Annotated in this window: 24 protein-coding genes; 19 read left to right on the top strand and 5 right to left on the bottom strand. The window is 69.4% G+C overall.

Annotated elements, in window-relative coordinates; translation table 11 throughout:
- Window positions 1–38 precede the first annotated feature (38 nt).
- Window positions 39–641, top strand: coding sequence for a gamma carbonic anhydrase family protein (locus ACWGO6_RS03975; protein ID WP_452325884.1), 603 nt, complete (start codon window positions 39–41; stop codon window positions 639–641).
- Window positions 642–702: 61 nt separating this feature from the next.
- Here ACWGO6_RS03975 and gdhA read toward each other — a convergent pair whose 3' ends face one another.
- Window positions 703–2073, bottom strand: coding sequence for an NADP-specific glutamate dehydrogenase (gene gdhA, locus ACWGO6_RS03970; protein WP_452325883.1), 1371 nt, complete (start codon window positions 2071–2073; stop codon window positions 703–705).
- Window positions 2074–2206: 133 nt separating this feature from the next.
- Window positions 2207–4918: a phosphoenolpyruvate carboxylase gene (locus tag ACWGO6_RS03965; protein WP_452325882.1), complete on the bottom strand. Its 2712-nt coding sequence runs from the start codon at window positions 4916–4918 to the stop codon at window positions 2207–2209.
- Window positions 4919–5031: 113 nt separating this feature from the next.
- On the opposite strand from ACWGO6_RS03965, the gene nhaA reads away from it, so the two are divergent.
- The 4 genes from nhaA (at window position 5032) to ACWGO6_RS03945 (ending at window position 9237) form a co-directional block, all read left to right on the top strand.
- Window positions 5032–6201: a Na+/H+ antiporter NhaA gene (gene nhaA, locus ACWGO6_RS03960; RefSeq protein ID WP_136043489.1), complete on the top strand. Its 1170-nt coding sequence runs from the start codon at window positions 5032–5034 to the stop codon at window positions 6199–6201.
- A gap of 106 nt (window positions 6202–6307) precedes the next feature.
- The gene (locus tag ACWGO6_RS03955; protein WP_452326110.1) at window positions 6308–6913 is read left to right on the top strand and encodes a MazG family protein; all 606 of its coding nucleotides are present in this window, start codon (window positions 6308–6310) and stop codon (window positions 6911–6913) included.
- Window positions 6914–6985: 72 nt separating this feature from the next.
- Window positions 6986–8236 (top strand): histidine--tRNA ligase, encoded by a 1251-nt coding sequence (locus ACWGO6_RS03950; protein ID WP_452326109.1) that lies wholly within the window; start codon window positions 6986–6988, stop codon window positions 8234–8236.
- A gap of 194 nt (window positions 8237–8430) precedes the next feature.
- Window positions 8431–9237 carry an SGNH/GDSL hydrolase family protein gene (locus ACWGO6_RS03945; RefSeq protein ID WP_446724497.1) on the top strand — a complete coding sequence of 269 codons (807 nt, stop codon included), beginning with the start codon at window positions 8431–8433 and terminating at the stop codon, window positions 9235–9237.
- Here ACWGO6_RS03945 and ACWGO6_RS03940 read toward each other — a convergent pair.
- Window positions 9206–9748 carry a VOC family protein gene (locus ACWGO6_RS03940; RefSeq protein WP_205820409.1) on the bottom strand — a complete coding sequence of 181 codons (543 nt, stop codon included), beginning with the start codon at window positions 9746–9748 and terminating at the stop codon, window positions 9206–9208. The two genes, ACWGO6_RS03945 and ACWGO6_RS03940, sit on opposite strands and share 32 nt — an antisense overlap.
- A gap of 87 nt (window positions 9749–9835) precedes the next feature.
- On the opposite strand from ACWGO6_RS03940, the gene ACWGO6_RS03935 reads away from it, so the two are divergent.
- Window positions 9836–10630: a helix-turn-helix domain-containing protein gene (locus tag ACWGO6_RS03935; RefSeq protein WP_452325881.1), complete on the top strand. Its 795-nt coding sequence runs from the start codon at window positions 9836–9838 to the stop codon at window positions 10628–10630.
- A gap of 2 nt (window positions 10631–10632) precedes the next feature.
- Here ACWGO6_RS03935 and ACWGO6_RS03930 read toward each other — a convergent pair whose 3' ends face one another.
- Window positions 10633–11862, bottom strand: coding sequence for an APC family permease (locus tag ACWGO6_RS03930; RefSeq protein WP_452325880.1), 1230 nt, complete (start codon window positions 11860–11862; stop codon window positions 10633–10635).
- Between the two features lie 140 nt (window positions 11863–12002).
- On the opposite strand from ACWGO6_RS03930, the gene ACWGO6_RS03925 reads away from it, so the two are divergent.
- The 4 genes from ACWGO6_RS03925 to ACWGO6_RS03910 all read left to right on the top strand — a co-directional run bounded on the left by ACWGO6_RS03925 (window position 12003) and on the right by ACWGO6_RS03910 (window position 15124).
- Window positions 12003–12293 (top strand): hypothetical protein, encoded by a 291-nt coding sequence (locus tag ACWGO6_RS03925; RefSeq protein ID WP_452325879.1) that lies wholly within the window; start codon window positions 12003–12005, stop codon window positions 12291–12293.
- Window positions 12290–13948: a hypothetical protein gene (locus tag ACWGO6_RS03920; RefSeq protein ID WP_452325878.1), complete on the top strand. Its 1659-nt coding sequence runs from the start codon at window positions 12290–12292 to the stop codon at window positions 13946–13948. The genes ACWGO6_RS03925 and ACWGO6_RS03920 overlap by 4 nt, the downstream gene beginning before the upstream one ends.
- Window positions 13949–14049: 101 nt before the next feature.
- Window positions 14050–14457 (top strand): hypothetical protein, encoded by a 408-nt coding sequence (locus ACWGO6_RS03915; RefSeq protein WP_452325877.1) that lies wholly within the window; start codon window positions 14050–14052, stop codon window positions 14455–14457.
- Between the two features lie 160 nt (window positions 14458–14617).
- On the top strand, window positions 14618–15124 hold the full coding sequence (locus ACWGO6_RS03910) for a hypothetical protein (protein ID WP_452325876.1): 507 nt from the start codon (window positions 14618–14620) through the stop codon (window positions 15122–15124).
- 31 nt (window positions 15125–15155) lie between these two features.
- Here the strand turns inward: ACWGO6_RS03910 and ACWGO6_RS03905 are convergent, their stop codons facing one another.
- Window positions 15156–15629: a PaaI family thioesterase gene (locus tag ACWGO6_RS03905; RefSeq protein WP_452325875.1), complete on the bottom strand. Its 474-nt coding sequence runs from the start codon at window positions 15627–15629 to the stop codon at window positions 15156–15158.
- Between the two features lie 108 nt (window positions 15630–15737).
- Between ACWGO6_RS03905 and ACWGO6_RS03900 the strand changes: the two genes are divergently transcribed.
- From ACWGO6_RS03900 to ACWGO6_RS03860, 9 genes are all read left to right on the top strand, one after another.
- On the top strand, window positions 15738–16136 hold the full coding sequence (locus ACWGO6_RS03900) for a GntR family transcriptional regulator (RefSeq protein ID WP_136043498.1): 399 nt from the start codon (window positions 15738–15740) through the stop codon (window positions 16134–16136).
- Window positions 16133–17191, top strand: coding sequence for a DUF1648 domain-containing protein (locus ACWGO6_RS03895; protein ID WP_452325874.1), 1059 nt, complete (start codon window positions 16133–16135; stop codon window positions 17189–17191). The genes ACWGO6_RS03900 and ACWGO6_RS03895 overlap by 4 nt, the downstream gene beginning before the upstream one ends.
- Entirely contained in the window at window positions 17188–18138 is a 951-nt protein-coding gene (locus tag ACWGO6_RS03890) for a CPBP family intramembrane glutamic endopeptidase (RefSeq protein ID WP_452325873.1), read from the top strand. The genes ACWGO6_RS03895 and ACWGO6_RS03890 overlap by 4 nt, the downstream gene beginning before the upstream one ends.
- A 46-nt stretch (window positions 18139–18184) precedes the next feature.
- Window positions 18185–18844 (top strand): O-methyltransferase, encoded by a 660-nt coding sequence (locus ACWGO6_RS03885; RefSeq protein WP_136043501.1) that lies wholly within the window; start codon window positions 18185–18187, stop codon window positions 18842–18844.
- 118 nt (window positions 18845–18962) lie between these two features.
- Window positions 18963–20243 (top strand): phosphopyruvate hydratase, encoded by a 1281-nt coding sequence (gene eno / locus ACWGO6_RS03880; protein WP_136043502.1) that lies wholly within the window; start codon window positions 18963–18965, stop codon window positions 20241–20243.
- A gap of 182 nt (window positions 20244–20425) precedes the next feature.
- Window positions 20426–20908, top strand: coding sequence for an FtsB family cell division protein (locus ACWGO6_RS03875; RefSeq protein ID WP_240745166.1), 483 nt, complete (start codon window positions 20426–20428; stop codon window positions 20906–20908).
- Between the two features lie 47 nt (window positions 20909–20955).
- Entirely contained in the window at window positions 20956–21498 is a 543-nt protein-coding gene (locus tag ACWGO6_RS03870; RefSeq protein ID WP_136043504.1) for a DUF501 domain-containing protein, read from the top strand.
- Window positions 21495–22802 carry a S8 family peptidase gene (locus ACWGO6_RS03865; RefSeq protein WP_136043505.1) on the top strand — a complete coding sequence of 436 codons (1308 nt, stop codon included), beginning with the start codon at window positions 21495–21497 and terminating at the stop codon, window positions 22800–22802. Before ACWGO6_RS03870 ends, ACWGO6_RS03865 begins: the two co-directional genes overlap by 4 nt.
- Window positions 22803–22827: 25 nt before the next feature.
- Window positions 22828–24339, top strand: coding sequence for an NAD(P)/FAD-dependent oxidoreductase (locus ACWGO6_RS03860; RefSeq protein ID WP_136043506.1), 1512 nt, complete (start codon window positions 22828–22830; stop codon window positions 24337–24339).
- Window positions 24340–24442 lie beyond the last annotated feature (103 nt).

Genomic DNA, 24442 nt, shown 5'->3' with positions numbered 1-24442 from the left:
GGCTGCTTTCGCGGCTGTGGCGGGACTAGTCTGGCCGCATGTTGTACGAGCACCTCGGGGCTCGCCCCCGCATCCATGACACCGCCGTCATCGCCCCCACCGCCGTCATCTCCGGCGATGTGGAGGTGGGGCCGGGCTGCCAGGTGTTGCACGGCGCCGTGATCACGGCCGAGGGCGGACCGATCACCCTCGGCGAGAACGTGATCGTGATGGAGAACGCGCTGATCCGCGCCACCGCGGCCAATGCGGTCCATATCGGCGCGCACACGCTGATCGGCACGCTGGCGAGCATCGCCGGGGCGACGGTGGGCGAGGAGGTCTTCTTCGCGTCCGGCGCCCGTGTCTTCAACGGCGCCCTCGTGGGGGCCCGCTGCGAGGTGCGGGTCAACGCGATCGTGCATCGTCGCGCCGTGCTCCCCGAGGGAACAGTGGTCCCGATCGGGTGGGTGGCCGTCGGCGACCCCGTGCAGCTGCTCTCACCCGACCGGGATCAGGAGATCGCGGCGGCGCAGCCCGAGCTCGACTTCCCCGGTCATGTGTTCGGCGTCGACCGCGACACCCCCGACCTGATGGTGCAGCTCACCGAGCGCTACGGGAGCTCGCTCGCCCGGCATGCCAACGACCGCGAGGTCACCGGCTGAGCCACTCCGGATACGACGAGGCCGGGCACCCCTGCGGATGCCCGGCCTCGTGTCGTGCGGATCAGATGACGCCCTGAGCGAGCATCGCGGCGGCGACGCGCTCGAAGCCCGCGATGTTAGCTCCGGCGACGTAGTCGCCGCCGACGTCGTGACGCTCTGCGGCGTCGAAGGCGGCATCGTGGATGTCGGCCATGATCTCGCGCAGCTTGTTCTCGCTGTCGGCGAAGGTCCAGCGCTGCCGCGAGGCGTTCTGGCTCATCTCGAGCGCCGAGGTCGCGACACCGCCGGCGTTCGCGGCCTTGCCCGGGGCGAACAGCACGCCCGCCTTCTGGAAGGCCTCGACGGCGTCGGGAACGCAGGGCATGTTCGCACCCTCGGACACGGCACGGACGCCGTTGGCGATCAGTGCCTCGGCATCCGCGAGACTCACCTCGTTCTGCGTGGCGGAGGGGACGGCGATGTCGACCGGGACCTCCCACACACTGCCACCCTCGACGAAGCGCGCGCTCGGACGACGGTTGGCGTACTCGACGATGCGGGCGCGCTCGACCTCCTTGAGCTGACGGAGCAGGTCGACGTCGATGCCGGCGTCGTCGATGACGTAGCCGGACGAGTCGGAGGCCGTGACGGCGGTCGCTCCGAGCTGGGTGGCCTTCTGGATCGCGTAGATGGCGACGTTCCCCGAGCCCGAGATGCCGACGCGCTTGCCGGTGAGGGAGTCGTTGTGCACGGCGAGCATCTCCTGCGCGAAGAACACCGCCCCGTAGCCGGTCGCCTCGGTGCGCACCTCGGCGCCGCCCCAACCGGTGCCCTTGCCGGTGAACATGCCCGACTCGTGACGGTTGGTGACCTTGCGGTACTGGCCGAAGAGGTAGCCGATCTCGCGGCCGCCGACGCCGATGTCGCCCGCGGGGACGTCGGTGTGCTCGCCCAGGTGGCGGTAGAGCTCATTCATGAACGACTGGCAGAAGCGCATGACCTCGGCGTCGGAGCGGCCGTGCGGATCGAAGTCGGACCCGCCCTTGCCGCCGCCGATGCCCTGACCGGTGAGGGCGTTCTTGAAGATCTGCTCGAAGCCGAGGAACTTGATGATCGACAGGTTCACCGAGGGGTGGAAGCGCAGTCCGCCCTTGTACGGGCCGAGCACCGAGGAGAACTGGATGCGGTAGCCGCGGTTGACCTGCAGCTTGCCGGCGTCGTCGATCCACGGCACGCGGAAGAGGATCTGCCGCTCGGGTTCGACCAGGCGCTCGAGGATGCCGCCGTCGACGTACTCCGGGCGTCGCTCCAGGACGGGTGCGATCGAGTGCAGCACCTCGTGGACGGCCTGGTGGAACTCCGGCTCGTACGGGCTGCGGGACAGCACCGTGTCGAACACGGGCTGCACGGAGGCGGCGAGCGGATGGAAGTCGGCGGGAGTCGTAGCGGTCACGCGGAAGGGACTTTCTGATGGGGGATTGTGGTGCAGGCGATCGTGTCGCGTGAGGCGTCGCCGGAGTCGGCGGAGGTTTCACTCTAGCGGCCGGCCGAATGCGGATCGCGCACCCGGCCAGACGGCATATCGGTCACCCGGTGTTCTGCAGGCCGGCGGCGACACCGCTGACCGAGAGCAGAAGCAGGCGCTGCTGTTCGGCATCGGCGCCGGACCCGGTGGGCTCCTCGGCCGAGCGCAGTGCCCGCAGAGCGCGCAGCTGCAGCAGCGAGAGTGCGTCGACGTACGGGCTGCGCAGCTGCACGGCACGCTGGAGAACCGGCTTGTTCTCCAGCAGGCGCTCGCCGCCGGTGAGACGGATCACCCAGTGTCGCGTGATGGCGAGCTCGTCGAGGACGAGCTGTGCCAGGTCATCGCGGTCGCCCAGTGCCAGGTACTGGCGGGCGATGCGCTCGTCGGTCTTGGCGAGGCTCATCGCGACGTTGTCGATCATGGTACGAAGCAGCGGCCATTCGCGGTAGGCCTCGATGAGCAGCTCCTCATCGCCCACGGCGTCCAGAGCGGTGCCCAGACCGAACCAGCCGGCCAGGTTGATGCGGGCCTGCGTCCACGCGAACACCCACGGGATCGCCCGCAGATCCTCGAGGGACTCGACCGACAGTCCGCGACGAGCGGGACGCGAGCCGAGCGCGAGCAGGCCGATCTCCTCCATCGGGGTGACCGTGGCGAACCAGGGCGCGAACCCCTCGGCCTTCACGAGCGAGAAGAAGCGCTCGCGGGAGGCGGCATCCATGGTCGAGGCGACCTCGGCGTAGCGCTCGGCCGCGCGGCTGGTGCGCTGCTCCTCAGTGGGCGACGACGCGAGCAGAGTCGCGGCGGCGACCTGGTCGATGTGCCGCATCGCGATGGCCGGCTCGCCGTAACGCGCGAAGATGACCTCACCCTGCTCGGTGAGCTTGAACCGGCCGTCGACCGAATGCGGCGGCTGGGCGAGGATCGCGGAGTTGGCGGGGCCGCCGCCGCGTCCGAGGGCGCCGCCGCGACCGTGGAAGAGCGTCAGCTCGATCTCGGACTCCTGCGCCCAGCGTGCGATCTTCTCCTGCGCCTCGTACAGCGCGAGGTTCGCGGCGACGGGACCGACATCCTTCGACGAGTCCGAGTACCCGAGCATGACCTCGAGGCGGTTGCCGGTGGCGGCCATGCGCTCGCGGAACTCCGGGAACGTCACGGCCTCGGCCAGGATCCCGGGCGCCGCCTGGAGGTCGGCGAACGTCTCGAACAGCGGCACCACGTCGAGCACCGGCGCATCATCGCCGAGCGCGTACCGGGCGAGACGGTGGACGTTCGCCAGATCCGAGGCGGCCTGGGTGAACGAGACGACGTAGCGTCCGGCCGCCCGCAGGCCGCGGTCGCGCTGGATGTCCGCGATCGCGCGGAAGACCTCCAGCACCTCTTCGGTCTGGGCGCTGATGGCCTCACCCGCGTCGAGCTCGGCCAGGGCCTTCGCGTGCACCTGCGAGTGCTGACGCACCTCGAGCTCGGTGAGGTGGAAGCCGTACGTCTCGACCTGCCAGATCAGATGCTGCACGCCGCCGAACGCATGACGCTTCGCGCCGGCGGCAGCGAGCGAGGACTGCACGGTCCGCAGGTCTTCGAGCAGCTCCTCGGGGCGGGCGTAGCCCTGCGTGGAATCTCCGTGGCGGGTCGCGGCGACGCGGCGGGAGAGGACGAGCAGCACGCGGCGGTGGGGCTCGTCCGGGGAGCGGGTCGCGAGTTCGGCAGCGAGCTCCGGCTCGGCCGACGCGAATCGCTCCCAGAGTGCAGTGACCTCGGCGCTCGGCGGGGTGTCGTCCGCGGAGAGAGTGAGGGTCCGGCCGATGCGGTCGAGCGCACGCTCGAGCCCGCGGAGGACGTGGTCGGCCGCGATCTGCGAGGCCTCGCGTGTGACGGATGCCGTGACGAACGGGTTACCGTCGCGGTCGCCGCCGACCCAGGAGCCGATGCGCACGAAGGCGGGCACCACCGGGGCGCTGGCTCCGGAATCCTCGCCGCGGAGGGCGTCGTCGATGCGGCGGTACACGTGGGGCACCGTCGTGAACAGAGTCTCGTCGAACACGCCCATCACGGTGCGGACCTCGTCCGTCGGGGAGGGCTTCTGCGACCGCAGTGGTGCGGTGCGCCAGAGCGTGTCGATCTCCTCCAGCATCCGGCGGCGGGCGCGGTGCTCCTCGGACCCTCCGGCGCTCGCCGCGTCGTGCTGGGTCAGCAGCTCGGACAGGCGGCGGATGCTCGAGGACACGGCACGGCGGCGGGCCTCGGTCGGGTGCGCGGTGAACACCGGGTGGAAGCGGAGGCCGTCCAGGCGGCGGCGGGCTTCGTCATCACCGACCTCGCTGCGCAGCCGAGCGTAGGCGGTAGCGACGGTGTCGGCCGTCTGACCCTGGGTCCCTGAGCCCGTCGAAGGGACCGGCTGACCGGCGCGCTCGCGCAGCACTCGCACGCGCTGATGCTCCTCGGCCAGGTTCACGAGGTGGAAGTAGCAGGTGAAGGCGCGGGCGACCTCGTCGGCCCTGGCGATCGTGAACGATTCGGCGATGGCCGCGGCGCGCTCGAACGCGTCGGGCGTCTCCTCGTCGTACGCCTGGATCGTCGCGAGTCGCAGACGCTCGACGTCTTCGAAGAGTCCGTCGCCACCGGCTTCGCGCAGGACCTGCCCGAGCAGCTGCCCGAGCATCCTGACGTCGGTGCGCATCGCGTCCGGCGTGCCGCGACCGGCTTCGAATCGGCCGATCACGCGGATCGCCTCGGTGTTCGTGGGCTCGGAGAAAGAGTGTGCGGGGGTCACCCTTCGAGAGTATCCCGGGCGATGGGGGTGTCCTGCACGCATGACGCCCGGCGCGGGCGGGACGCCGCGAGACCGCAAGCGCGGCGATATCGCGGCGACCTACGATGGAGGGGATGCGCATCTCAGCGAACCCCCTCCGCGGTCAGCAGTTCCCCGCCGTCCTCCTTCTCATCGCCGCCGGCCTCGGCCTGCTGCTCGCGAACCTGCCGACGCACGACGCGTTGGCGGCGTTCCTCGACTTCCACATCGCGGTGCCGGGCACCGACCTCGACCTGTCGATCTCGCACTGGGTGTCCGACGGTCTTCTCGCGGTCTTCTTCCTCGTGGTGGCCATCGAGCTGCGTCATGAACTCACGCATGGTGAGCTCGATTCGCCGCGCAAGGCCGTGCAGCCCGCGATCGCCGCGGCCGGCGGAGTGCTCGTGCCGATCGCGGTGTACCTGCTGATCGCGGGTGGCGACAGCTCCACCGCATCCGGGTGGCCGATCCCGACCGCGACCGACATCGCCTTCGCGCTCGGCGTGCTGGCGATGTTCGGCAAGGGGCTGCCCTCTCGGGTGCGCGTCTTCCTCCTGGCCCTGGCGATCCTCGACGACATCATCGGCATCATCTTCATCGCGGTGCTTTTCGCCGACGACGTGCAGTGGCTGCAGCTGGGTCTCGCGGTCGTCGGTGTCGCCGTGTTCTGGGCGCTCAGCCGCCTCCTGCACGCGAAGGGGCACCCGCTGATCGCGGTGGCCATGGTCGTGGTCGGCCTCGTCACCTGGGGCCTCGTGGCATCCTCCGGCATCCATGCCACGATCGCCGGCGTCCTGCTCGGGCTCGTCATGTCGCCCGTCCCCGCGGGGCGTACCCGCCACGCGCTGGAGCCGACCGTGAACGGCGTGATCCTCCCGGTGTTCGCGTTCGTCGCTGCGTTCGTCGTGATCCCCGCCCTCTCGCTCACGCAGCTGTCGCCGGCGTTCTGGGCGATCGTCGTCGCACTGCCGGTCGGCAAGATCGTCGGCATCTCGCTATTCGGCTGGATCGCGATGCGCATCCGCCCGAAGGGGGCGGAGCCAGCGCTCCCCTTCGCCGACATCCTCGCGGCCGGAGCGCTCGGCGGCATCGGCTTCACGGTCTCGCTGCTGCTGGCCAACCTCGCCTTCGCGAGCGACGGCGGCATCCGTGATCAGGCGATCCTCGGCGTGCTCGTCGGCTCGCTGATCGCCCTCGTGCTCTCCGCGTTCATCGTGTCGCTGCGGGCACGCTGGTACCGTCGGGTCGCATCCGCCTCGTCGTGAACGCGGCGCGGAGCCCGGACCGATCGAAGGAGGACGCGTGAACGCGCAGCCCGAGCCTGAGTCCCGTGCACAGGGGGCTGACCCGCTCCGCGCGGCCGCCGACACCATGCACGCGGTCCGCGACCGCTGCGTGTGGTCGCAGCAGATCACGCACCGCGACCTCGTGCCGTATCTGATCGAGGAGTCGCACGAGGTGATCGATGCGGTCGAGTCGGGCACCCGCGACGACCTCCGTGAAGAGCTCGGCGATCTGCTGTGGCAGGTGCTGTTCCACGCGGCGATCGCGGCGCAGGACCCGGAAGACCCGTTCGACATCGACGACGTGGCACGCACTATGACCGAGAAGATGGTGCGACGGCATCCGCACGTCTTCGCGGGAGAGGTGGCCGAGACGCCCGAGCAGGTGCTGGTGCACTGGAACGCCGCGAAGGCTGCTGAGAAGCACACGCGTCGCAGCGTGCTCGACGGGGTGCCGCGGGGGATGCCGGCACTCGCGCTCGCGCAGAAGCTCTCCGGGCGCGCGGCCGGTGTCGGTGTGACGGTCGCGCCGGTTCCGACCGCCGTGCCCCCGGCTTCCGAAGCCGAGCTCGGCGATGCGCTGCTCGCGCTCGTGGCGACAGCCCGCGCCGAGGGGTGGGACGCGGAACGGGCACTGCGCGAACGGCTCCGCGTGCTCGAAGACGAGGTGCGGGCGGCCGAAGCAGGCTCCTGAGGCGCGGGCGCACGGACGAGCTGGGCGACCTGGGAAGATGGAGTCGTGGCTACTGTGAACCCGCCGCGCGGCATGCGCGACATCCTCCCCGCCGACAAGGCCCGCCGTGAGCGTGTGCTCTCCGTCATCCGCGACCGCTACCTCGCGCACGGATTCGACGAGATCGAGACGCCCGTCGTCGAGGACTACGACCGTCTGCATGCCGGGATCGGCGGCGACAACGAGAAGCTCTCGTACAACATCCTGCGCCGCGGCCTCGACGCCGACGCGATCCGCGCGGCCGCCGACGACCCGGCTGCACTCTCGGACCTCGGCCTCCGCTACGACCTCACCGTGCCGCTCGCGCGTTTCTACGCGAGCAACCGCGGACAGCTGCCCACCGTCTTCCGCTCGATCCAGATCGGTCCGGTCTGGCGTGCGGAGCGTCCGCAGAAGGGCCGCTACCGGCAGTTCGTCCAGTGCGACATCGACATCATGGGCGACGACTCCGCGCGGGCCGAGGCCGAGCTGATGGTCGCGTCGCTCGACGCGGTGGACGCGCTGGGCCTCGAGGGCGCGACGGTGCGCATCAACGATCGCCGCGTGCTGGACTGGATGCTGGACAGCTTCGGTTTCACGGCAGAGGAGCGCCCGGGGGTGCTCATCACGATCGACAAGCTCGACAAGATCGGCCCCGAGGGCGTGGCGACCGAGCTGCGTGAGCGCAGTGCGTCGACTGCGGCCGCCGACGCGTTCGACGCATTCCTGCGTCGCCCGCAGACGATGGAGTACAACCCGTTCGGCGAGCGCCAGATCCGCAAGGCGCTGCCCGATGGTGCGCCGGCCGAACTCGTCGAGCACCTGGTCGGCATCGGCGAGGCGGTGGCTGCGGGGCGTGGTCAGTCCGACATCCCGCTCGTCTTCGACCCGTTCCTCGTGCGCGGCATGGGCTACTACACGGGCACGATCTTCGAGCTCGCGCACCCCTCCGTCGGGTACTCGCTCGGCGGGGGCGGGCGCTATGACGGCATGATCGGGCGTTTCCTCGGGCAGCAGGTTGCGGCGGTCGGGTTCTCGCTGGGCTTCGAGCGCCTGGTCGATCTGATCGCCGATGACGACGCCGCCGCCGCGCAGGCGGTCGTGCTGATCCACGACGCCGACGTGCCGGTGCACGAGCTCGTCCGCCACAAGGCAGCGCTCATCGCGGGCGGTGCCCGGGTTCGGCTCGAGCGACGCACGAAGAACGTCAAGGCGCTGCTCGAGCGCTCGGCGGCCGACGGGTACACGGCGTTCGCGACCGTGTCCGCGGGCGCCGGCGAGCTGGAGGTCAAGCCGCTCTCCTGACGCGGGCCTGTCGCGCCCGCTCCGGTCCAGTCCGGTCCACCCGGTCCACCTGTCGGGAGAATGCACGGTTGTCGGGAGAATCGCCGAGGTTTCGTCCGACATCCGTGCGATCTCCCGACGAATGAACCCGGACGGACGGAAAGCCCCCGCGACGCGTTCACGGCGCGTTCACTCCGGCGGGGTGGAATCGGGGCGTGAGCCGCATCCGCATCATCGCCCTCGTGACGCTCGTCCTCGCGGCCGTGCTCGGCGGAACTCGTTTCGCCCTGATGCAGCAGGCCGCCATCGCGCGGAAGCGGATCGGGAAGCCGCTGGGGGAGGAGTCGCTCGATGCCGACCGCGTCTGGCGGCGCGCACTCGACGGTGAGCCCCTCGATCTGCTCATGCTCGGCGACTCCATCGCGGCCGGCCTCGGCGCGGAGCACCGCAAAGAGACGCTCGGCGGTCGTCTGGCGAAGGCGACGGGACGTCGGATGCACCGTCCCGTCCGGCTGCGCACCGCCGCGGTCGTGGGGTCGGAGTCGCCCGACCTTCCCGCGCAGCTCGATGCGCTCCCCGCCGACTATCGCCCGCACGTGGCCGTGATCGTCGTGGGTGGGAACGATGTCACGCACCGGCTGCCCGTGGCGCTGTCGGCACAGCATCTGCACGAGGCGATCCGGCGACTGCGGGAGACCGGTACCGAGGTCGTCGTCGGCACCTGCCCCGACCTCGGTGCTCTCCGCGCCGTTCCGCAGCCGCTCCGCCGGATCGCGTCGAGCCTGTCACGCCGTCTCGCCGAGATTCAGGACGAGACGGCGCGACGGGCGGGCGCCGAGCCGGTCGATCTGCGCCGCGCGGTGGGGCCGATGTTCTTCGACGAGCCGGAGGCGATGTTCAGCCTCGACCGCTTCCACCCGAGTGCTCTCGGCTACCGGCGCACCGCCGATGCCCTGCTTCCCGCCGTGTGCCGTGCGGCGGAGGCGTCGCTCAGCTCGCGCCGTCGGCGGGCGGCGCGCTGAACGAGGCGGCCCATTCGGCCACCCGTCGGCTGCTCTCCTCTTCGGAGATGTCCTCGACACGGGTCATCACCGACCAGCGCACGCCGAAGGGGTCGCGGATGCTCGCGAACCGGTCGCCAGAGACGAACGGCGCCGGTGCCTCGCGCACGGTGGCTCCGGCGGCGACGGCCTTCGCCACGACCGCATCGACGTCGGGCACGTACAGGCCCATCGAGTAGCAGTCGTCATCGCCTTCGGGGGAGCGGACGAGGTGGTACTCGGGGTTCGGTTCGCCGAGCTGGAGGATGCCGAGCCCGAAGTCGAGGTCTGCGTGTGCGACCACGCCGCCGAACTCGGTCAGGTCGATGACCCTGGCGCCGAACACGTCGCGGTAGAACTCGATCGCCTGTTTCGCATCGGGGATCGCCAGGAACGGCGTGAGCGAGGTCGCGCTGTTCGGGCGCCCGTCGGTCGTGTACGTTCCGGTCGCGCCGGTCATGGGGGTATCTGTCAGGGGGGTGTCGTTGCTCATGTCGCCACGTTAGGCCGGGGGGAGCACCCGCGACTTGAACATCCGCGACAACCTCTCGACGTCGGTGCCGGAGCCTACGCTGGGCGCATGGTGAACCCGACCCGTGGCGTGCTCTACCCCGCCCGCCTGCCCGAGTTCCACCGCCTTCCGGCACCGGCCGCAGTGGCGGATCTGGTGGCCTGGTTCTGGATCCCGGAGTGGGACATCGAGCCCGGCCGATCGTCGCGCCAAGAGGTCGTCGCCTATCCGGCGCTCAATCTCGTCGTCGACGCCGAGGCCGTGACATTGTCGGGGGCGACGACCCGCCTGTCGCACCGCGACCTGCGCGGAGAAGGTTGGGCCGTGGGGGCCCTGTTGCGCCCCGCCGCTGTCGCTGCCCTGATCGATGACCCCACCGCGCTGGTCGACGGCGGGCGAGCCCTGGAGCCCCGGGCCGGCGATGTCGCCGAACTGCAGGCCGCCGTGGTGGTCGCGATGGGTTCCGGAGACGGGTATCGCGAACGGGCGGTCGAGGTCTTCGCCGGGTGGCTCGCGGAGCGCGTCGGTCCGGTCGGGGAGCCGGCCGGCCAGGCCAACGCGCTCATGGAGGTCCTGATGGGGGAGGGAGCCGCGCTCACTCCGGAGGAGGCAGCCGCGCGCCTCGCGGTGTCGGTTCGCACTCTCCAGCGGATGACCCACCGTCACGTCGGCCTCTCCCCGGGCGCGATGATCCGACGACGGCGACTGCAGGAGGCGGCCGTGCGCGTGCGGGAGCAGCCGGACGTCGACCTCGCGTCGATCGCCGCTGATCTCGGGTACGCGGATCACGCCCATCTCACGCGCGACTTCCAGGCCGTCCTCGGGATCGCGCCTCGCACGTACCGTTCGGAGTCGCGCCTCTGACCTCAGACGCGCGCGAGTCGCAGCCGCAGCATCCGGTATCCCGCTCCGAGCAGGACCACGCCGGCTCCGATGGCGGAGGCCAACACGGGGAGGGTTGCGACCAGCACGAGGCACCCGAGCGCGCCTACGACCTGCAGCGCGCGGGGGTAGCGGCGTGCCGATCCCCGCTGCCGGAAGGCCGACGCGTTGGCGATGAGGTAGTACAGCAGCACTCCGAATGACGAGAAGCCGATCGCGCCGCGAAGGTCGGCGAGCAGCACGATGACGATCACGATGACGGCGATCGCGATCTCGGCGCGCTGCGGCACGTGATGGCGCTCATCGATCTTCGCAAGGAACCTCGGGAGGTCGCCCTCCCTGGCCATCGCCAGCGTCGTGCGCCCGATGCCGGTCAGAAGTGCCAGCAGCGCACCCAGTGAGGCGGCGGCCGCCGCCACGCGGATGACCGGGGCCCACGCCGAGGCGTCGACCGCATCGAGCAGGTCGACCAGCGGCGCCGTCGATCCGATCGCATCGGCGCCGAGGACCAGGACGACCGCGACGCAGACCAGGGTGTAGACGACGACGGCTCCGCCGAGGGCGAGGATGATTGCGCGCGGGATGGTCTTCGCCGGGTCGACCACCTCCTCGCCCATGGTCGCGATGCGCGCATATCCGGCGAATGCGAAGAACAGCAGCCCGGCCCCCTGCAGCACGCCGTAGACGGTGGCGTCGGGCAGCGGGCCGGGAGTGGCTGAGGGTGCGGCGCCGAGCCCGAATCCGACCGCGACGGCGATCCCGAGCAGCGAGCAGACGACCAGGATGCGCGTGAGCAGCGCGGTCCGGGTCACGCCGAAGCAGTTCACGACCGCCAGTGCCGCGACGGCGATGACGGCAACGGGCACCTGCCATCCTTCGGGTGCGGCGTAGGCGGCGAAGGTCATCGCCATGGCGGCGCAGCTCGCGATCTTGCCGATCACGAAGCTCCAGCCGGCGACGAATCCCCACCACGGGCCGATCTCGGCGCGGGCGTACGCATACGTGCCACCCGCGACGGGATGCACCGCGGCGAGCTGCGCCGATGCGGTCGCGTTGCAGTAGGCGACGACGGCGGCGATCGCGAGTGCGATGAGGATGCCGCTGCCGGCGGCCCCGATCGCCGGAGCCCACACGGCGAACACACCGGCGCCGATCATGGATCCGAGGCCGATGGCGACGGCGTCTCCGAGCGTCAGTCGGCGAGCGAGGGGCATCCGTCCATGGTGACAGTCCGCGGTGAACGGCGGGTGACAGACGCACCGCGGCCGGTCGCTTATGCTGGCTTCCACGTCCTCCCTCGGGCGGGGAAGCCATGGGGGAAGGTGATTTTGGATGGATACCGGGGGGTGTCTTCATGTCGGAAGTACAGGTGTTCTATGACGAATTGCGGGCGGCGGCTTTCGATCTCGCCGACGCTGTGTTCGTCTTGCAGGCGGACGCTTCGAACCTGGCGGGTGATACCGGCGTCGACGCACCGCTCGGCCGCTATTCGCTGAAGTCTGCGTTGGACAGGCAGGTAGACGCACTCCGTGAGGCGACGCTTGCACATCAAGACGCGAGTGAGGCCCTGAGGACGACTCTTACGAACATCACCGACCGGCACTCCGACCTCGACGTCGAGCTCACCGGTCAGGAACAGCCATGAGTCTTGGTTCGCCGAACCGTGGATACCCGCTCGAGAAGATCAAGGGCGATGTGGGCACGATGTCTCGGTGGGTCGCTCAGTTCGAGGTCGTCGCCGAGCATCTCAGCGCGCTTCGCGGGGCGGCGGCGCGGACGACGGGGTGTGCCGGCGTGGGAAAGGCCGTCTCCGGCGCCCGCGAGGACGCTGCGGCGATCCTGTCGGTGATCGGCCCGGACGTCGCGCTCGCTCAGACGCTCGCCGAGGCCCTGACGGCGTATGCGAAGGCGCACGACGCGCACGCCCCGAAGGCGAACGCGCTGATCGAGGAGATCGAGAATGCGCACGCCCAGCATGAAACGCTGGGAAGGGCCGCTGACAGTGCCGGGCGCGGTGCGGTGGCCGCGTCGAGGCTCGACGACCCCGCGGCCCTGGAAAAGGCGGAAGATGAGGCGACGGAGCAGATCGGAGCACGCGATCGAGCCGAGGAGGAGTTGAACGAGCTCTGGGTCGAGTACGAACGACACTTCGGGGCCTGGGAAGAGGCGTACGACGCTGCCGTGCGGGCACTGGTCCCGTCAGAGAGCGTGCCGGTCACCCTCGAGGCGAGGGACTTCCTCGACGCGCTCCTCTCCGCCGACACGCCGGAGGAGGTGCTGCGCCTGTGGCTGTCCCGGCCGGAACTGCAGGACGAGGTGATCAACGCGCATTCGGAGATCGTGGGCGCGATGGACGGGATTCCCGCGCTCGTCCGAGTGGCCGCCAACCGCCTCAACGCGCCCGGCTGGATCGCGGAGGCCGAGGCGGATCTCGCCGTCGAAGGGATCTCGCACGAGCGCGCGGCTTTCCTGCGCAGCGAGATCGCCTATCTGAAACAGGTGATGAGCGATGTTGCTCCCGTACAGCTCTACCTCTACGATCGCGATTCCTCGCGGATCGTCGAGATGATCGGAACACCCTCGCCCGAGACGGAGAAGGTGATCACGTACGTGCCGGGAACCTTCACGAGTCTTAGGGATTTCTACCGGGGTGGCGCGCAGCAGATCGCTGGATACCTCGCTGGCCAGGTGCCGGGCACCGTCGCGTTCGTCTATAAGGATGGACCATTCCCGGGGGAGAACACCGACGCCGGCGGCATCGACATGTTCCGCATCGGCGAGGCGAACGATGCGGACCGCGCGCTCGCGGCAGGGCGGCAGCTTGCGCGGTTCGAGGCGGGGATGCGTGCGGATCCGCTCCTCGCGGCGGCGGAGCAGGATGCGCTCGGGCACAGCTGGGGGCTGTCGAACGTCACGAGTTCCGAGGTCGCTGGGGCAGACTACGACAAGGTGATCTCGCTGTCGGGGGCCGGGATGCCCGAAGCGTGGAAGCCGGGGCGTGACACGACGTACACCGCCCTCTCCTACAACGACATCCTGCAATCCGGGCAGGGGCTCGGGATCGTGTGGGACGGGAACAATCCACGTGAACACCCGGCTTTCGAGCACGGCGAATACTACGAAGGGCCGCATGATGACGAACTGGCAGAGTCGGCAGCTGTGCCATCCAGCGGATATCCATCGGTGTATGTGCCGCTCGATGACATCGGGGTGCTGATGGACAATCACAACCTGATCGCGACGAACAGTGACGCCAATGATGAGGCCTTGAAGTATCTGAAGAAGCTGGTGGCCAGATGAGAGGCAGCGGGTGGCGGGCTGTTGCCGTCGCGTTGCTTTGCGCGACGGTGCTCTCAGGTTGTGCGCCCGCCGCTCAAACGCCTGCTGACGATGGGAGTCCCGTGACGTTGGAAGAAGCGAAATCTGAGGCGCAGGCGATGGAGCTTGAGATTGCGGCGTTGATTCCTGCGGATGTTGTGGAAAATGTCGTCCAGAAGCCAGAAGGAACGCTGTTCTCTTGCGACGATGCGCAACACCGGTGGAAAGGTCTCACAACGGTTGCTCTGGTGCCAGGCACGGACGTCGAAATGGTCGTCAAGGGCGTTGAGGCTCAAATGGCAGACGACGACCGCTTCGAGATGAGGAGCTGGTTCGACCCTGCCGGCGAGTACACCGTGCAGCTGACGTCCCCCGAGACCGCTGCGAACTTCATCTTCGGTGAAGGTATTGAAGAGGGGACTATCGACATCGATTCAGGTTCCAAGTGCTTCACGCTGCCGGAAGGCGTGTATCCCGGAGGGACGTTCTGATGTCCGTCTCACATCCATGACCTGAGATCGCTCCGAGTCGGCGGCCTTCTCGCGCTGTCCGGGTCGGGGATGCCGAGGCGATGTACGTGCCGCTCGATGACATCGGGATGCTGATGGATAACGACAAAGCCCTGAAGTACATGGAAGAGCTGGTGCGCGGATGAGAGCGTCGTGGTGGCAGGCCATTGGCGTCGTTGCGGTGTGCTCGGCGATCTTGGGTGGATGCGCTTTCCTGGCGGAGCGACCCGGACAGGAGAGCAAAGAGACGGCAGATAAGGCAAAGGCCGACGCGCAGGCGATGGAGTTGGAGATCGCGTCGTTGATTCCTGATGACGTCGTCGCCAGCGTCGATCAGAAGCCGGACGGAACGCTGTTCTCCTGTGACGAAGCGCGGCACCATTGGGCAGGATCTACGACCGTGGTGCTCGTCTCCGAGGCTGATGCGACTGAGGTGGTGAAGCAGTTGGAATCAGATGTGAGAGATGAAGGCCGGTTCCCCGTCGAGTCTTGGGTCGATGTCACTGACACGTACAGCGTGCAACTGACGCTGCCTGGTTCGGTGGAGAACTACATCTTCAGCGAGGGAGAGCCGCACACGATCCGCATCGCTTCGGGTTCGGAGCGCTTCACGCTGCCGGAGGGTGTCTACCCAGGCGGCACGTTCTGATGGCCGACCCGCCGGCGCCTCCACGCCCCGGTCAGCCCCGGGACGACGCGGTGACCCGCTTCTTCTCCCGGATGTACACCTCGCGGCGGACCTTCGCGACCACGTCGCCCTCGCGGTCCGTGATCACCGTCTCGAACCACTCGAGCACCTTGGCGCCACCGCGGGCGCGCTCACGGATCTCCTCCGCCTTCTCCTTCGACACCTTGAACTCCGCCGTCAGCACGCCGCGGCCGGGCTTCAGGAACTCGATCTCGCCACGGGTATCCCACACCACGTGGTCGCGCCCGAGCTGGTGCATGACGAGCATGAAGAAGTAGGGATCCGTCATCGCCGACATCGACCCGCCGAACGCGGTCTTGACGTAGTTGCGGGTGAAGACGTTCACGTGCAGCTCGACGGTGGCGTGGGTCCAGTCCTCGCTGAAGCGGCGGATGCGGATACCGCTGAAGAGGTTCGGGATCCAGAGGCTCATACCGAGGGCGAGGCGGCGGGGCGTGATGCGCATCCCGCCAGTGTGGGGGAGACAGGGCCGGGGGACGAAGACGTCTGGAGGGTAGCTACAGTTGTTCTAGTTCGTATAGAATAACTAGCGATACCGGAGAAGGAGAGTCGGATGCTGATCCGCGTCGATCCCGACAGCCCCCGCGCGCTGTACGACCAGGTGGCGGCGTCCGTGCGCTCGGACATCCTCGCCGGAGTGCTCGCGCCCGGAGACCGCCTTCCCGCGGCGCGAGATGTCGCCGAGGCGCTGGAGATCAACCAGCACACCGTTCTGCACGCCTATCAAAGGCTGCGCGACGAAGGTCTCGTCGATCTGCGTCGAGGCAGGGGGGCCGTCATCGCGACCTCGGCTGCGCCGCTCGCCGAGCTCGCGCACGACATCGATGAGCTGGTGCGTCGGGCCGCAGCTCTCGGGGTGTCTGCCGACACGCTCGCCGGCATCGTCCAGGCGCATCGCCAAGCCCGCACCGTCATGAACCCGATCGAGAACCCCGAGGAGGATTCGCCATGACCGCCCACGACCTCACCCGCACGCCGCCTCCGCTGCTGCGACGTGCACGGCTGACCTTCTTCGTCGTCGCGGTGATCGCGCCGATCACGATCACTGCGATCGCCGTCGTGGTCATGCTCACGTGGCTGCCCACGATGCCGGAGCAGGTCGCGACTCACTGGGGCGTCGGCGGTGCCGACGGCTTCGGGGCTCCGTCCACCTATCTCTGGCTCCTCGTCGGGATCGGACTCGGGTTGCCGTTGCTGATGGCGATCACCACCCTCGCCTCGGTCGGCGCGCACTGGGGCGGCGCGGGACGCCTGATGGGTGCTCTGGCGGCGGGCATGTCACTCTTCGCCGCGATCATGAGCCTCGGCTCGCTCGCGATCCAGCGTGATCTCACCGATATCGCGGACGCGCCGGGCATCGGCGGGATCATGGCGCTGGCGTTCGGGGGGCTCATCGCGGCTGGGGGCATCGCCTGGGCCGTGCAACCCCGCGTGAGAGCGGAGCAGGGACGCACGCTGGAGCCCCGGCATGCCGTCCGTATCGCGAACGGTGAACGCGTCGTGTGGGTCGCCACGACGACCATGCCCCGCGGAGCGCTGGCCTTCCTCTTCATCGTGCTTCTCGGCCTCGTCGCGCTCGCCGCGTACATGCTGGGCACCGGCGTCGCGGGCGGTTGGATCGTGGCCGTGGTCGTGCTCGTCGTGGGCCTCGCACTGGCAGCGACCGCATCCTTCCGCGTCAAGGTCACTCCGGAGGGCTTCGCCGCGCGGGCTCTGTTGGGCTGGCCGCGCATCCGCATTCCGCTCGACGAGATCGAGTCCGCTCGTGCGGTGGAGATCTCGCCGTTCGGTGAGTTCGGCGGTTGGGGCTGGCGTATCTCGGTCGACGGGCGGACCGGCATCGTCATGCGGCAGGGATCCGCGATCGAGGTCAGCCGTCGGGGTCGGCGGCCCTTCATCGTCACCATCGACGGAGCCGAAGAGGCAGCAGCACTGCTCCAGGCCTATGCGGACCGTACTCGAACGCCGGGCGCGACGCCCGCAGAACCCGGAAAGGCCGACTCATGACCGAATCGACTCCACACCCCCGCGCCGTGCACTGGCCCGCCGTCATCGTCTTCGTGGTCGTCGCCTGCGCGCTGGCGTGGCTGGTGGCGCTGCCCCTCTGGCTGGGGGCCGGTCTCGCCGAGCCGATGTCCGTGTTCCTCCTGCCGATCATGATGTTCACTCCTGCCATCGCGGTGCTGGTCGTGACCTTCGCGATGGGGGTGCCCGCCCGGGGCCAGCGTGCACGCTTCCTCGGACTCTGGCCGCTGCGGCCCGCGAAGCGCGTGGTCTGGCTCATGGTCGCGGCCTGGCTGGCACCGCCGGTGCTGGTCGGACTCACGATCGTCGTGTCCGCGGCGCTCGGGTTCGTGCAGCTCGATCTGACCTTCGCCGGTTTCGCGGCGGAACTCGCGAAGGCACTGCCCGCGGGTGCCCCCGTGCCGCCGGTCGAGGTCGTGGTGTTCGCCCAGATCGCGATGGTTCCGCTCGGGGCGCTGTTCAACAGCATCTTCGCTTTCGGGGAGGAGATCGGATGGCGAGGCTGGCTGCTTCCGGCGCTGCGACCGCTCGGCACCTGGCCCGCCCTGATCCTCAGCGGCGCGATCTGGGGCCTGTGGCACAGCCCGATCATCCTGCTCGGCTACAACTTCGGGCGCACCGACATCACGGGCGTCCTGTTCATGGTGGGCGGCTGCGTCGCCTGGGGTGTCCTGCTCGGCTGGCTCCGACTGCGCTCCGCATCCGTCTGGCCGGCGGTGATCGCGCACGGATCGCTGAACGCCGCGGCCGGGCTCATCGTCCTGTTCGCGGCCTCGCAGCCCGATCTCGCTCTCGCCGGGCCGCTCGGCGTAGCGGCGTGGATCGTGGTCGCGGCGGTGGTCCTGGTGCTCGTGCTGACCGGCCAGTTCCGGAAGCAGCCCGAGCTCGCCGACGCCCCCGGTCGTCTGCTCTCGCCGCCGCGGGGCTGATGCCGCGGGGGTTGACGGCGATCCGAGGCGGCGGTTGGCTGAGGTCATGGACTCCACCCCCGCCGCCTGGTCGCAGGCCGATTCGTATCTCGCCGACACGCTCGTCGGGCCCGACGCCGACCTGGAGTCGGCTCTCGTCGCACAGCGCGAGGCGGGGCTGCCCGAGATCGAGGTCGCGCCCGTCGCGGGCAAGCTGCTGAACCTGCTCGTCCGCATCAGCGGCGCGAGGCGGGTGCTCGAGATCGGCACCCTCGGCGGGTATTCGACGATCTGGCTCGCCCGGGCCGTCGGACCGGAGGGCCGCGTCGTGACGATCGAGGCGGAGGCCGAGAACGCCGCCGTCGCCCGGGCCAGCATCGACGCCGCCGGAGTCGGCGACCGCGTCGACATCCGCATCGGCAGGGGTGCCGACGTGCTGCCGACGCTGGTCGGCGGGTTCGATCTGGTGTTCATCGACGCCGACAAGGAGTCCAACACCGTCTATCTCGACTGGGCCGCGAGGCTCGGTCACGCGGGCACGGTCGTCGTGCTGGACAACATCGGGCGCGAAGGCGAGATCGTCCGTGACGACAGCAGCGACCCGAAGGTGATCGGCACCCGCGATGGCCTCCGGATGCTGGGGGAGGATCCGCGCTTCGACGCCACGGCTCTGCAGACGGTCGGGGCGAAGGGTTGGGACGGCTTCGCGATCGCCGTCGTGGTCTGAGCCCGCTCCATGCGGAATGCCCGGACGCGTCCCTGGTCCGGTCGCACGGCCGGGCTAGACTGGGCGCGGATCGACGACGCTCCACACCACGTTTTCCCCCTGAGCAAGGAGCACATCAGTGGCACTGATCGAGGCTGTAGGCGCACGCGAGATTCTCGACTCGCGCGGAAACCCGACCGTCGAGGTGGAGGTCCTCCTCGACGACGGCATCGTGCAGCGGGCGGCCGTTCCGTCCGGTGCATCCACCGGCGCGTTCGAGGCGTACGAGCTCCGCGACGGCGACAAGAGCCGCTACGGCGGCAAGGGCGTGCTCAAGGCCGTCGAGGCCATCATCGACGAGCTCGGCCCGGCCATCGAGGGTGTCGAGGCGAGCGAGCAGCGCATCGTCGACGAGATCCTCATCGAGGTCGACGGCACCGAGAACAAGAAGCGCGTCGGCGCCAACGCCATCCTCGGCGTGAGCCTCGCCGTCGCCAAGGCGGCCGCGGATTCGGCCGACCTCCCGCTGTTCCGCTACCTGGGTGGCCCCAACGCCCACGTGCTGCCCGTTCCGCTGTTCAACGTCATCAACGGCGGCGAGCACGCCGACAACGGCATCGACATGCAGGAATTCTTCCTCGCTCCGATCGGCGCCGAGACCTACTCCGAGGCACTGCGCTGGGGCGTCGAGACCTACCACGTGCTGCGTGCCGAGCTGAAGGCCGCGGGCTACGCGACCGGCCTCGGCGACGAGGGCGGCTTCGCCCCCGACCTGCCCAGCAACCGCGAGGGCCTGGACTTCCTGGTCAAGGCGATCGAGAAGGCCGGCTTCACGCCCGGCACCGACATCGCCCTCGGCCTCGACGTCGCAGCGACCGAGTTCTTCAAGGACGGCGTCTACCGCCTCGACAACAAGGACTGGGACGCCGCCGCGCTCACCGAGTACTACGTGGGCCTCGTCAACGACTTCCCGATCGTCACGATCGAGGACGCGCTGGCCGAGGACGACTGGGACAACTGGAAGCACCTCACCGACGCCCTGGGCTCCAAGGTGCAGCTGGTCGGCGACGACCTGTTCGTCACCAACCCGCAGCGCCTCGCCGACGGCATCAAGCGCGGCGTCGCCAACTCGCTGCTCGTCAAGGTCAACCAGATCGGCACGCTCACCGAGACGTTCGATGCGGTCAGCCTGGCGCAGCGCTCCGGCTACACGGCCATGCTGTCGCACCGCTCCGGCGAGACCGAGGACACGACCATCGCCGACCTCGTCGTCGCGACGAACTCCGGCCAGATCAAGGCGGGCGCACCCGCTCGCAGCGAGCGCGTCGCCAAGTACAACCAGCTGCTGCGCATCGAGGAGGAGCTCGGCGACGCCGCGGTCTTCGCCGGTCGCTCGGCTTTCCCGCGCTCGCAGGCTTGAGCGCGGCTGACACACGAAGAAGCCGCGGAAGCGGCGGCTGAGACGGCCGTCATCCGCGGAGCAGGACGCCGCTGAAGCGGCACGACGAAGGAGGGGCCGTGGCACGACGACCGGCTCCTCCTTCGTCGGTTCCGGCCGCGAAGGCGGCCGGAAAGGGCGCCGGCAGATCGAGGGCGTCATCCGTGACCGCCCCCGCGCCCCGAGCCTCGCGCAGGAACCGCGGTGATGCACCGCGCGTCGATGTCCGCGAGTGGGCCTCCGGCATCCGTCTCTCGGCGTTCTCGGTGATCATGTTGTCGCTGGTGGTGTTGGGTGCCTGGGTCCTCGTGCCCACGCTCGGCACGTTCATCGACCAGCGTCAGAAGATCGCGGCGCTGGAGGCATCGGTCCAGGTGAGCGAAGACGAGATCGACGCGCTGATCGCCGAGCGCGAGCGGTGGAACGACCCCGCATACATCACGACTCAGGCGCGCGAGCGCCTCTACTACGTCAAGCCCGGCGAGGTCGTGTATCTGATCGACAACGACCTCGATCCATCGGCGCTCCCGCGCGAGCAGGCACCGGTGAGCGACACGCTCGAGGAGAAGCCGTCGGACTGGATGCCGCAACTCCTGCGCACCCTGGTCGCGACAGGACTCAGCGACACGGCAGTGACCGCTCCCTGAGCGCTCCCTCCGAGCATCCTCTCGGGCGGCTCCCCTACGCTGGAGGGGTGACCACGCCGCCGTTCCCTGCCCCCACGTCCGCCGAGCTCGCCGTCGTCTCGGCCCAGCTCGGCCGTCCCGCCCGTGGTGTGGTGGGTATCGCGGCTCGCTGCGCGTGCGGCAACCCCACGGTCGTCGCCACGACGCCGCGCCTTCCGGACGGCACGCCGTTCCCCACGTTCTACTACCTGACGCACCCGGCGGCCACGGCGGCGATGTCGACCCTCGAGGCCACGCAGGTGATGCCCGAACTCGCGGCGCTCCTGGCCGATGATGAGGAGACCGCTGCCGCCTACCTCGCCGCGCACGAGGCGTACCTCGCCGACCGGACGCAGTTCGGGGAGGTCCCCGAGATCGACGGGATCTCCGCCGGAGGCATGCCCACGCGCGTGAAGTGCCTGCACGCGCTCGCGGGACACGCCCTCGCTGCCGGTCCCGGCGTGAACCCGATCGGCGATGCCGCGCTGGCGCGGTCGTCCTGGTCGCCCGAGGTGTGCCGGTGCGAAGACCCCGGCGCCGCACTGCGAGAAGCGGCGGCGTCACCCGAATGACAGCCCGCCGGACGCTGCGCAGCGCTGCCGCCATGCTGGTGGTCGCGGCGTCTGTGCTGCTCCTCGGCGCCACGGCGACGCCGCCGCCGATCCCTGACGATCCATCCGATCCGACCCGCGCGTCGGAGTATTGGCTCGACGGCGCGAGGATCCGCGAGGCGTGGCAGACGACCCGCGGCAAGGGCGTGACGATCGCCGTGATCGACACGGGCATCGGCAAGGTGCCCGAGGTGTTCGGCGACGCGGTGGTCGGCGGCACGGATGTGTCCGGTGCCGGCACCCCGGATGGACGGACGCCGCTGGGCGCGATCGACGGGAATCACGGCTCGTGGGTGGCGTCGCTCGCGGCCGGACGCGGTGCCCCCGACGGGACCGGCATGATCGGGGTCGCGCCGGAGGCCAACCTCCTCTCCATCTCGGTCGGCTTCGGCGCAGCCGCCGCCGTGCCGTTCACAGAGCAGGTCGCGAAGGGCATGCGCTGGGCGGTCGACAACGGCGCCGACATCATCAACCTCTCCTTCACCACGAACACGCTCGACTGGGATGAGAGCTGGGACGACGCGTTCCTCTATGCGTTCGAGCACGACGTGGTGGTCGTCGTCGCCGCGGGCAACCGGGGGAGCGGCACGAACATCATCGGTGCTCCTGCGACGATCCCCGGCGTGCTCACCGTGGGTGGCGTGGACCAGACGGGAACCGCGAGCGTCGAGGCTTCCACCCAGGGCATCACGATCGGGATCTCGGCACCCAGCGAGGGACTGATCGGTGTCTCCGCCGACGGCAAGGTCGAGCACTGGCGTGGGACGAGCGGCGCGGCGCCCATCGTCGCGGGAGTCGCCGCACTGATCCGCTCCGCGCATCCCGACATCAAGGCGATCGACGTCATCAACCGCATCATCAAGACGGCGATACCGGTCCCGGACGCCACCAAGCCGCAGGATCCGCTCTACGGCTACGGGCTGGTGGACGCCGCCGCGGCGATCTCCGCAGACATCGCGCCGGTGAGCGCGAACCCCATGGGCGACTTGGCGGAATGGGTGCGCTACTTCCGTCGCGCGGAGTCGGAACCGCAGCCCGTTCCCTCGATGACACCGGTCGCCGTGCCGCCGCTGCCCGCGGCCGATGCGCCGAGCGAGGCCGCTTCACCGTTGCTTCCCAGCGCCGATTCACTGCGCTACGGTACCCTGCCGCTCATTGCGCTCACCGTGCCTGGTATCCTGGTAGCGCTTGGCGTCACCGCAGCTGCCCGGCGCATCCGATCGGCGCGCGTTTCCGTACGCCAAATCCCCGACTCCGAGGAGTAGTTCTTCTGTGCCTCAGAACAGCACTGTGCCCAAGATTCTGATCGTCGGCGGAGGGTACGCAGGTTTCTACACCGCGTGGAAGCTCGAGAAGCACCTCCGCAAGGGTGAGGCCGACGTGACCATGGTCGACCCGCTGCCGTACATGACGTACCAGCCGTTCCTGCCCGAGGTGGCCGCCGGCTCCATCGAGGCGCGCCACTCGGTCGTCGCGCACCGTCGTCACCTCAAGCGCACCCACGTCCTCACCGCCAAGGTGACGAACATCAACCACGCGCAGAAGGTCGCGACGATCACGCCGCCCGTCGGCGAGCCGTACGAGTTCGCGTACGACCAGATCGTCGTCACCGCGGGAGCCGTCTCCCGCACCTTCCCGATCCCCGGCATCGCCGACAACGCGATCGGGCTGAAGACGATCGAGGAAGCCGTCGCTATCCGCGACAAGGTCATGTCCAACTTCGACAAGGCCGCGGCTCTTCCCGCCGGTCCCGAGCGCGACCGTCTGCTGTCGGTCGTCGTCGTCGGTGGCGGTTTCGCGGGTATCGAGGTCTTCGCCGAGCTGCGCTCGCTCGCCTCGTCGCTCGTCGGCAAGTACCCGCAGCTCAGCTTCGAGGACACGCATTTCCACCTCATCGAGGCCATGGGGCGCATCATGCCCGAGGTCTCGCTGAAGACCAGCGAGTGGGTGCTGAAGGATCTCGCTAAGCGCGGTGCCAACGTTCACCTCGACACCCAGGTCACCGGCGCCATCGACGGTAACGTCGAGCTCTCCACGGGCGAGGTCATCCCGACCGATGTCATCGTCTGGACCGCGGGTGTCATGGCGAACCCGACCGTGGTTCGTGGCGGAGACCTCCCGGTCGAGGAGCGCGGTCGCATCCAGACCCGTGCCGACCTGCGCGTCGGCACGCCTGAGGCCTTCGTCGAGGGCGCCTGGGCTGCGGGTGACGTGTCCGCCGTTCCCGACCTTTCGGGCGGCGGCGTCGGCGGCTTCTGCGTGCCGAACGCCCAGCACGCTGTCCGTCAGGCCAAGCTCCTCGCGAAGAACCTGGTCGCCGTGCTCCGTGGGGAGAACCCGAAGGAGTACTTCCACAAGAACCTCGGTGCCGTCGCGGGTCTCGGCCTGTACAACGGCGTCTTCCAGTCCGGCAAGATCGCACTCAAGGGCTTCGTGGCCTGGGTCGCGCACCGCGGCTACCACGGCCTCGCGATGCCCACGTGGGAGCGCAAGTTCCGTGTGATCTGGGGCTGGTGGAACAACCTGTGGCTCGGCCGCGACCTGGTGAACCTCGAGACGGTGCAGAACCCGCGTTACGTCTTCGAGGAGTTCGCCGCCCGTCCGCGTCCGGCAGCTCCCGCGGCGCCTGTCGCGGACGCCGCTCCTGCCGCGAAGGCTGCTCCGGCGGCATCGGCTGAGGCACCGGAGGCGACTGCCGCCGCGAAGAAGCCCGCGGCCAAGAAGCCGGCCGCGAAGAAGCCTGCGGCGAAGAAGCCTGCCGCCGAGAAGGCTCCTGAGCCGGCCGAGGCTGCAGCCAAGTAGCTGACTCTCGAACCGATGGATCGGCCCCGCGCGCTCTGCGCCGGGGCCGATCTTCGTTTCTTCGGGCCGGCTCCGAGGCGAAGCACAGGTGCAGCCGCTAGCG

This window comes from Microbacterium sp. NPDC055665 (genome assembly GCF_053618035.1).
The sequence above is the reverse complement of the archived record's forward strand: the minus strand, read 5'-3'. Positions and strand labels throughout refer to the sequence as shown.

Coding starts and splice junctions, on each gene's coding strand:
- ACWGO6_RS03910 (WP_452325876.1), top strand. CDS start 14,618: ATGAGAGCGTCGTGGTGGCAGGCCATTGGCGTCGTTGCGGTGTGCTCG.
- ACWGO6_RS03905 (WP_452325875.1), bottom strand. CDS start 15,629: ATGCGCATCACGCCCCGCCGCCTCGCCCTCGGTATGAGCCTCTGGATC.
- ACWGO6_RS03950 (WP_452326109.1), top strand. CDS start 6,986: ATGCGCGACATCCTCCCCGCCGACAAGGCCCGCCGTGAGCGTGTGCTC.
- ACWGO6_RS03930 (WP_452325880.1), bottom strand. CDS start 11,862: ATGCCCCTCGCTCGCCGACTGACGCTCGGAGACGCCGTCGCCATCGGC.
- ACWGO6_RS03925 (WP_452325879.1), top strand. CDS start 12,003: ATGTCGGAAGTACAGGTGTTCTATGACGAATTGCGGGCGGCGGCTTTC.
- ACWGO6_RS03900 (WP_136043498.1), top strand. CDS start 15,738: ATGCTGATCCGCGTCGATCCCGACAGCCCCCGCGCGCTGTACGACCAG.
- ACWGO6_RS03890 (WP_452325873.1), top strand. CDS start 17,188: ATGACCGAATCGACTCCACACCCCCGCGCCGTGCACTGGCCCGCCGTC.
- ACWGO6_RS03920 (WP_452325878.1), top strand. CDS start 12,290: ATGAGTCTTGGTTCGCCGAACCGTGGATACCCGCTCGAGAAGATCAAG.
- ACWGO6_RS03975 (WP_452325884.1), top strand. CDS start 39: ATGTTGTACGAGCACCTCGGGGCTCGCCCCCGCATCCATGACACCGCC.
- ACWGO6_RS03865 (WP_136043505.1), top strand. CDS start 21,495: ATGACAGCCCGCCGGACGCTGCGCAGCGCTGCCGCCATGCTGGTGGTC.
- ACWGO6_RS03935 (WP_452325881.1), top strand. CDS start 9,836: ATGGTGAACCCGACCCGTGGCGTGCTCTACCCCGCCCGCCTGCCCGAG.
- ACWGO6_RS03895 (WP_452325874.1), top strand. CDS start 16,133: ATGACCGCCCACGACCTCACCCGCACGCCGCCTCCGCTGCTGCGACGT.
- nhaA (WP_136043489.1), top strand. CDS start 5,032: ATGCGCATCTCAGCGAACCCCCTCCGCGGTCAGCAGTTCCCCGCCGTC.
- ACWGO6_RS03955 (WP_452326110.1), top strand. CDS start 6,308: ATGCACGCGGTCCGCGACCGCTGCGTGTGGTCGCAGCAGATCACGCAC.
- ACWGO6_RS03940 (WP_205820409.1), bottom strand. CDS start 9,748: ATGAGCAACGACACCCCCCTGACAGATACCCCCATGACCGGCGCGACC.
- ACWGO6_RS03885 (WP_136043501.1), top strand. CDS start 18,185: ATGGACTCCACCCCCGCCGCCTGGTCGCAGGCCGATTCGTATCTCGCC.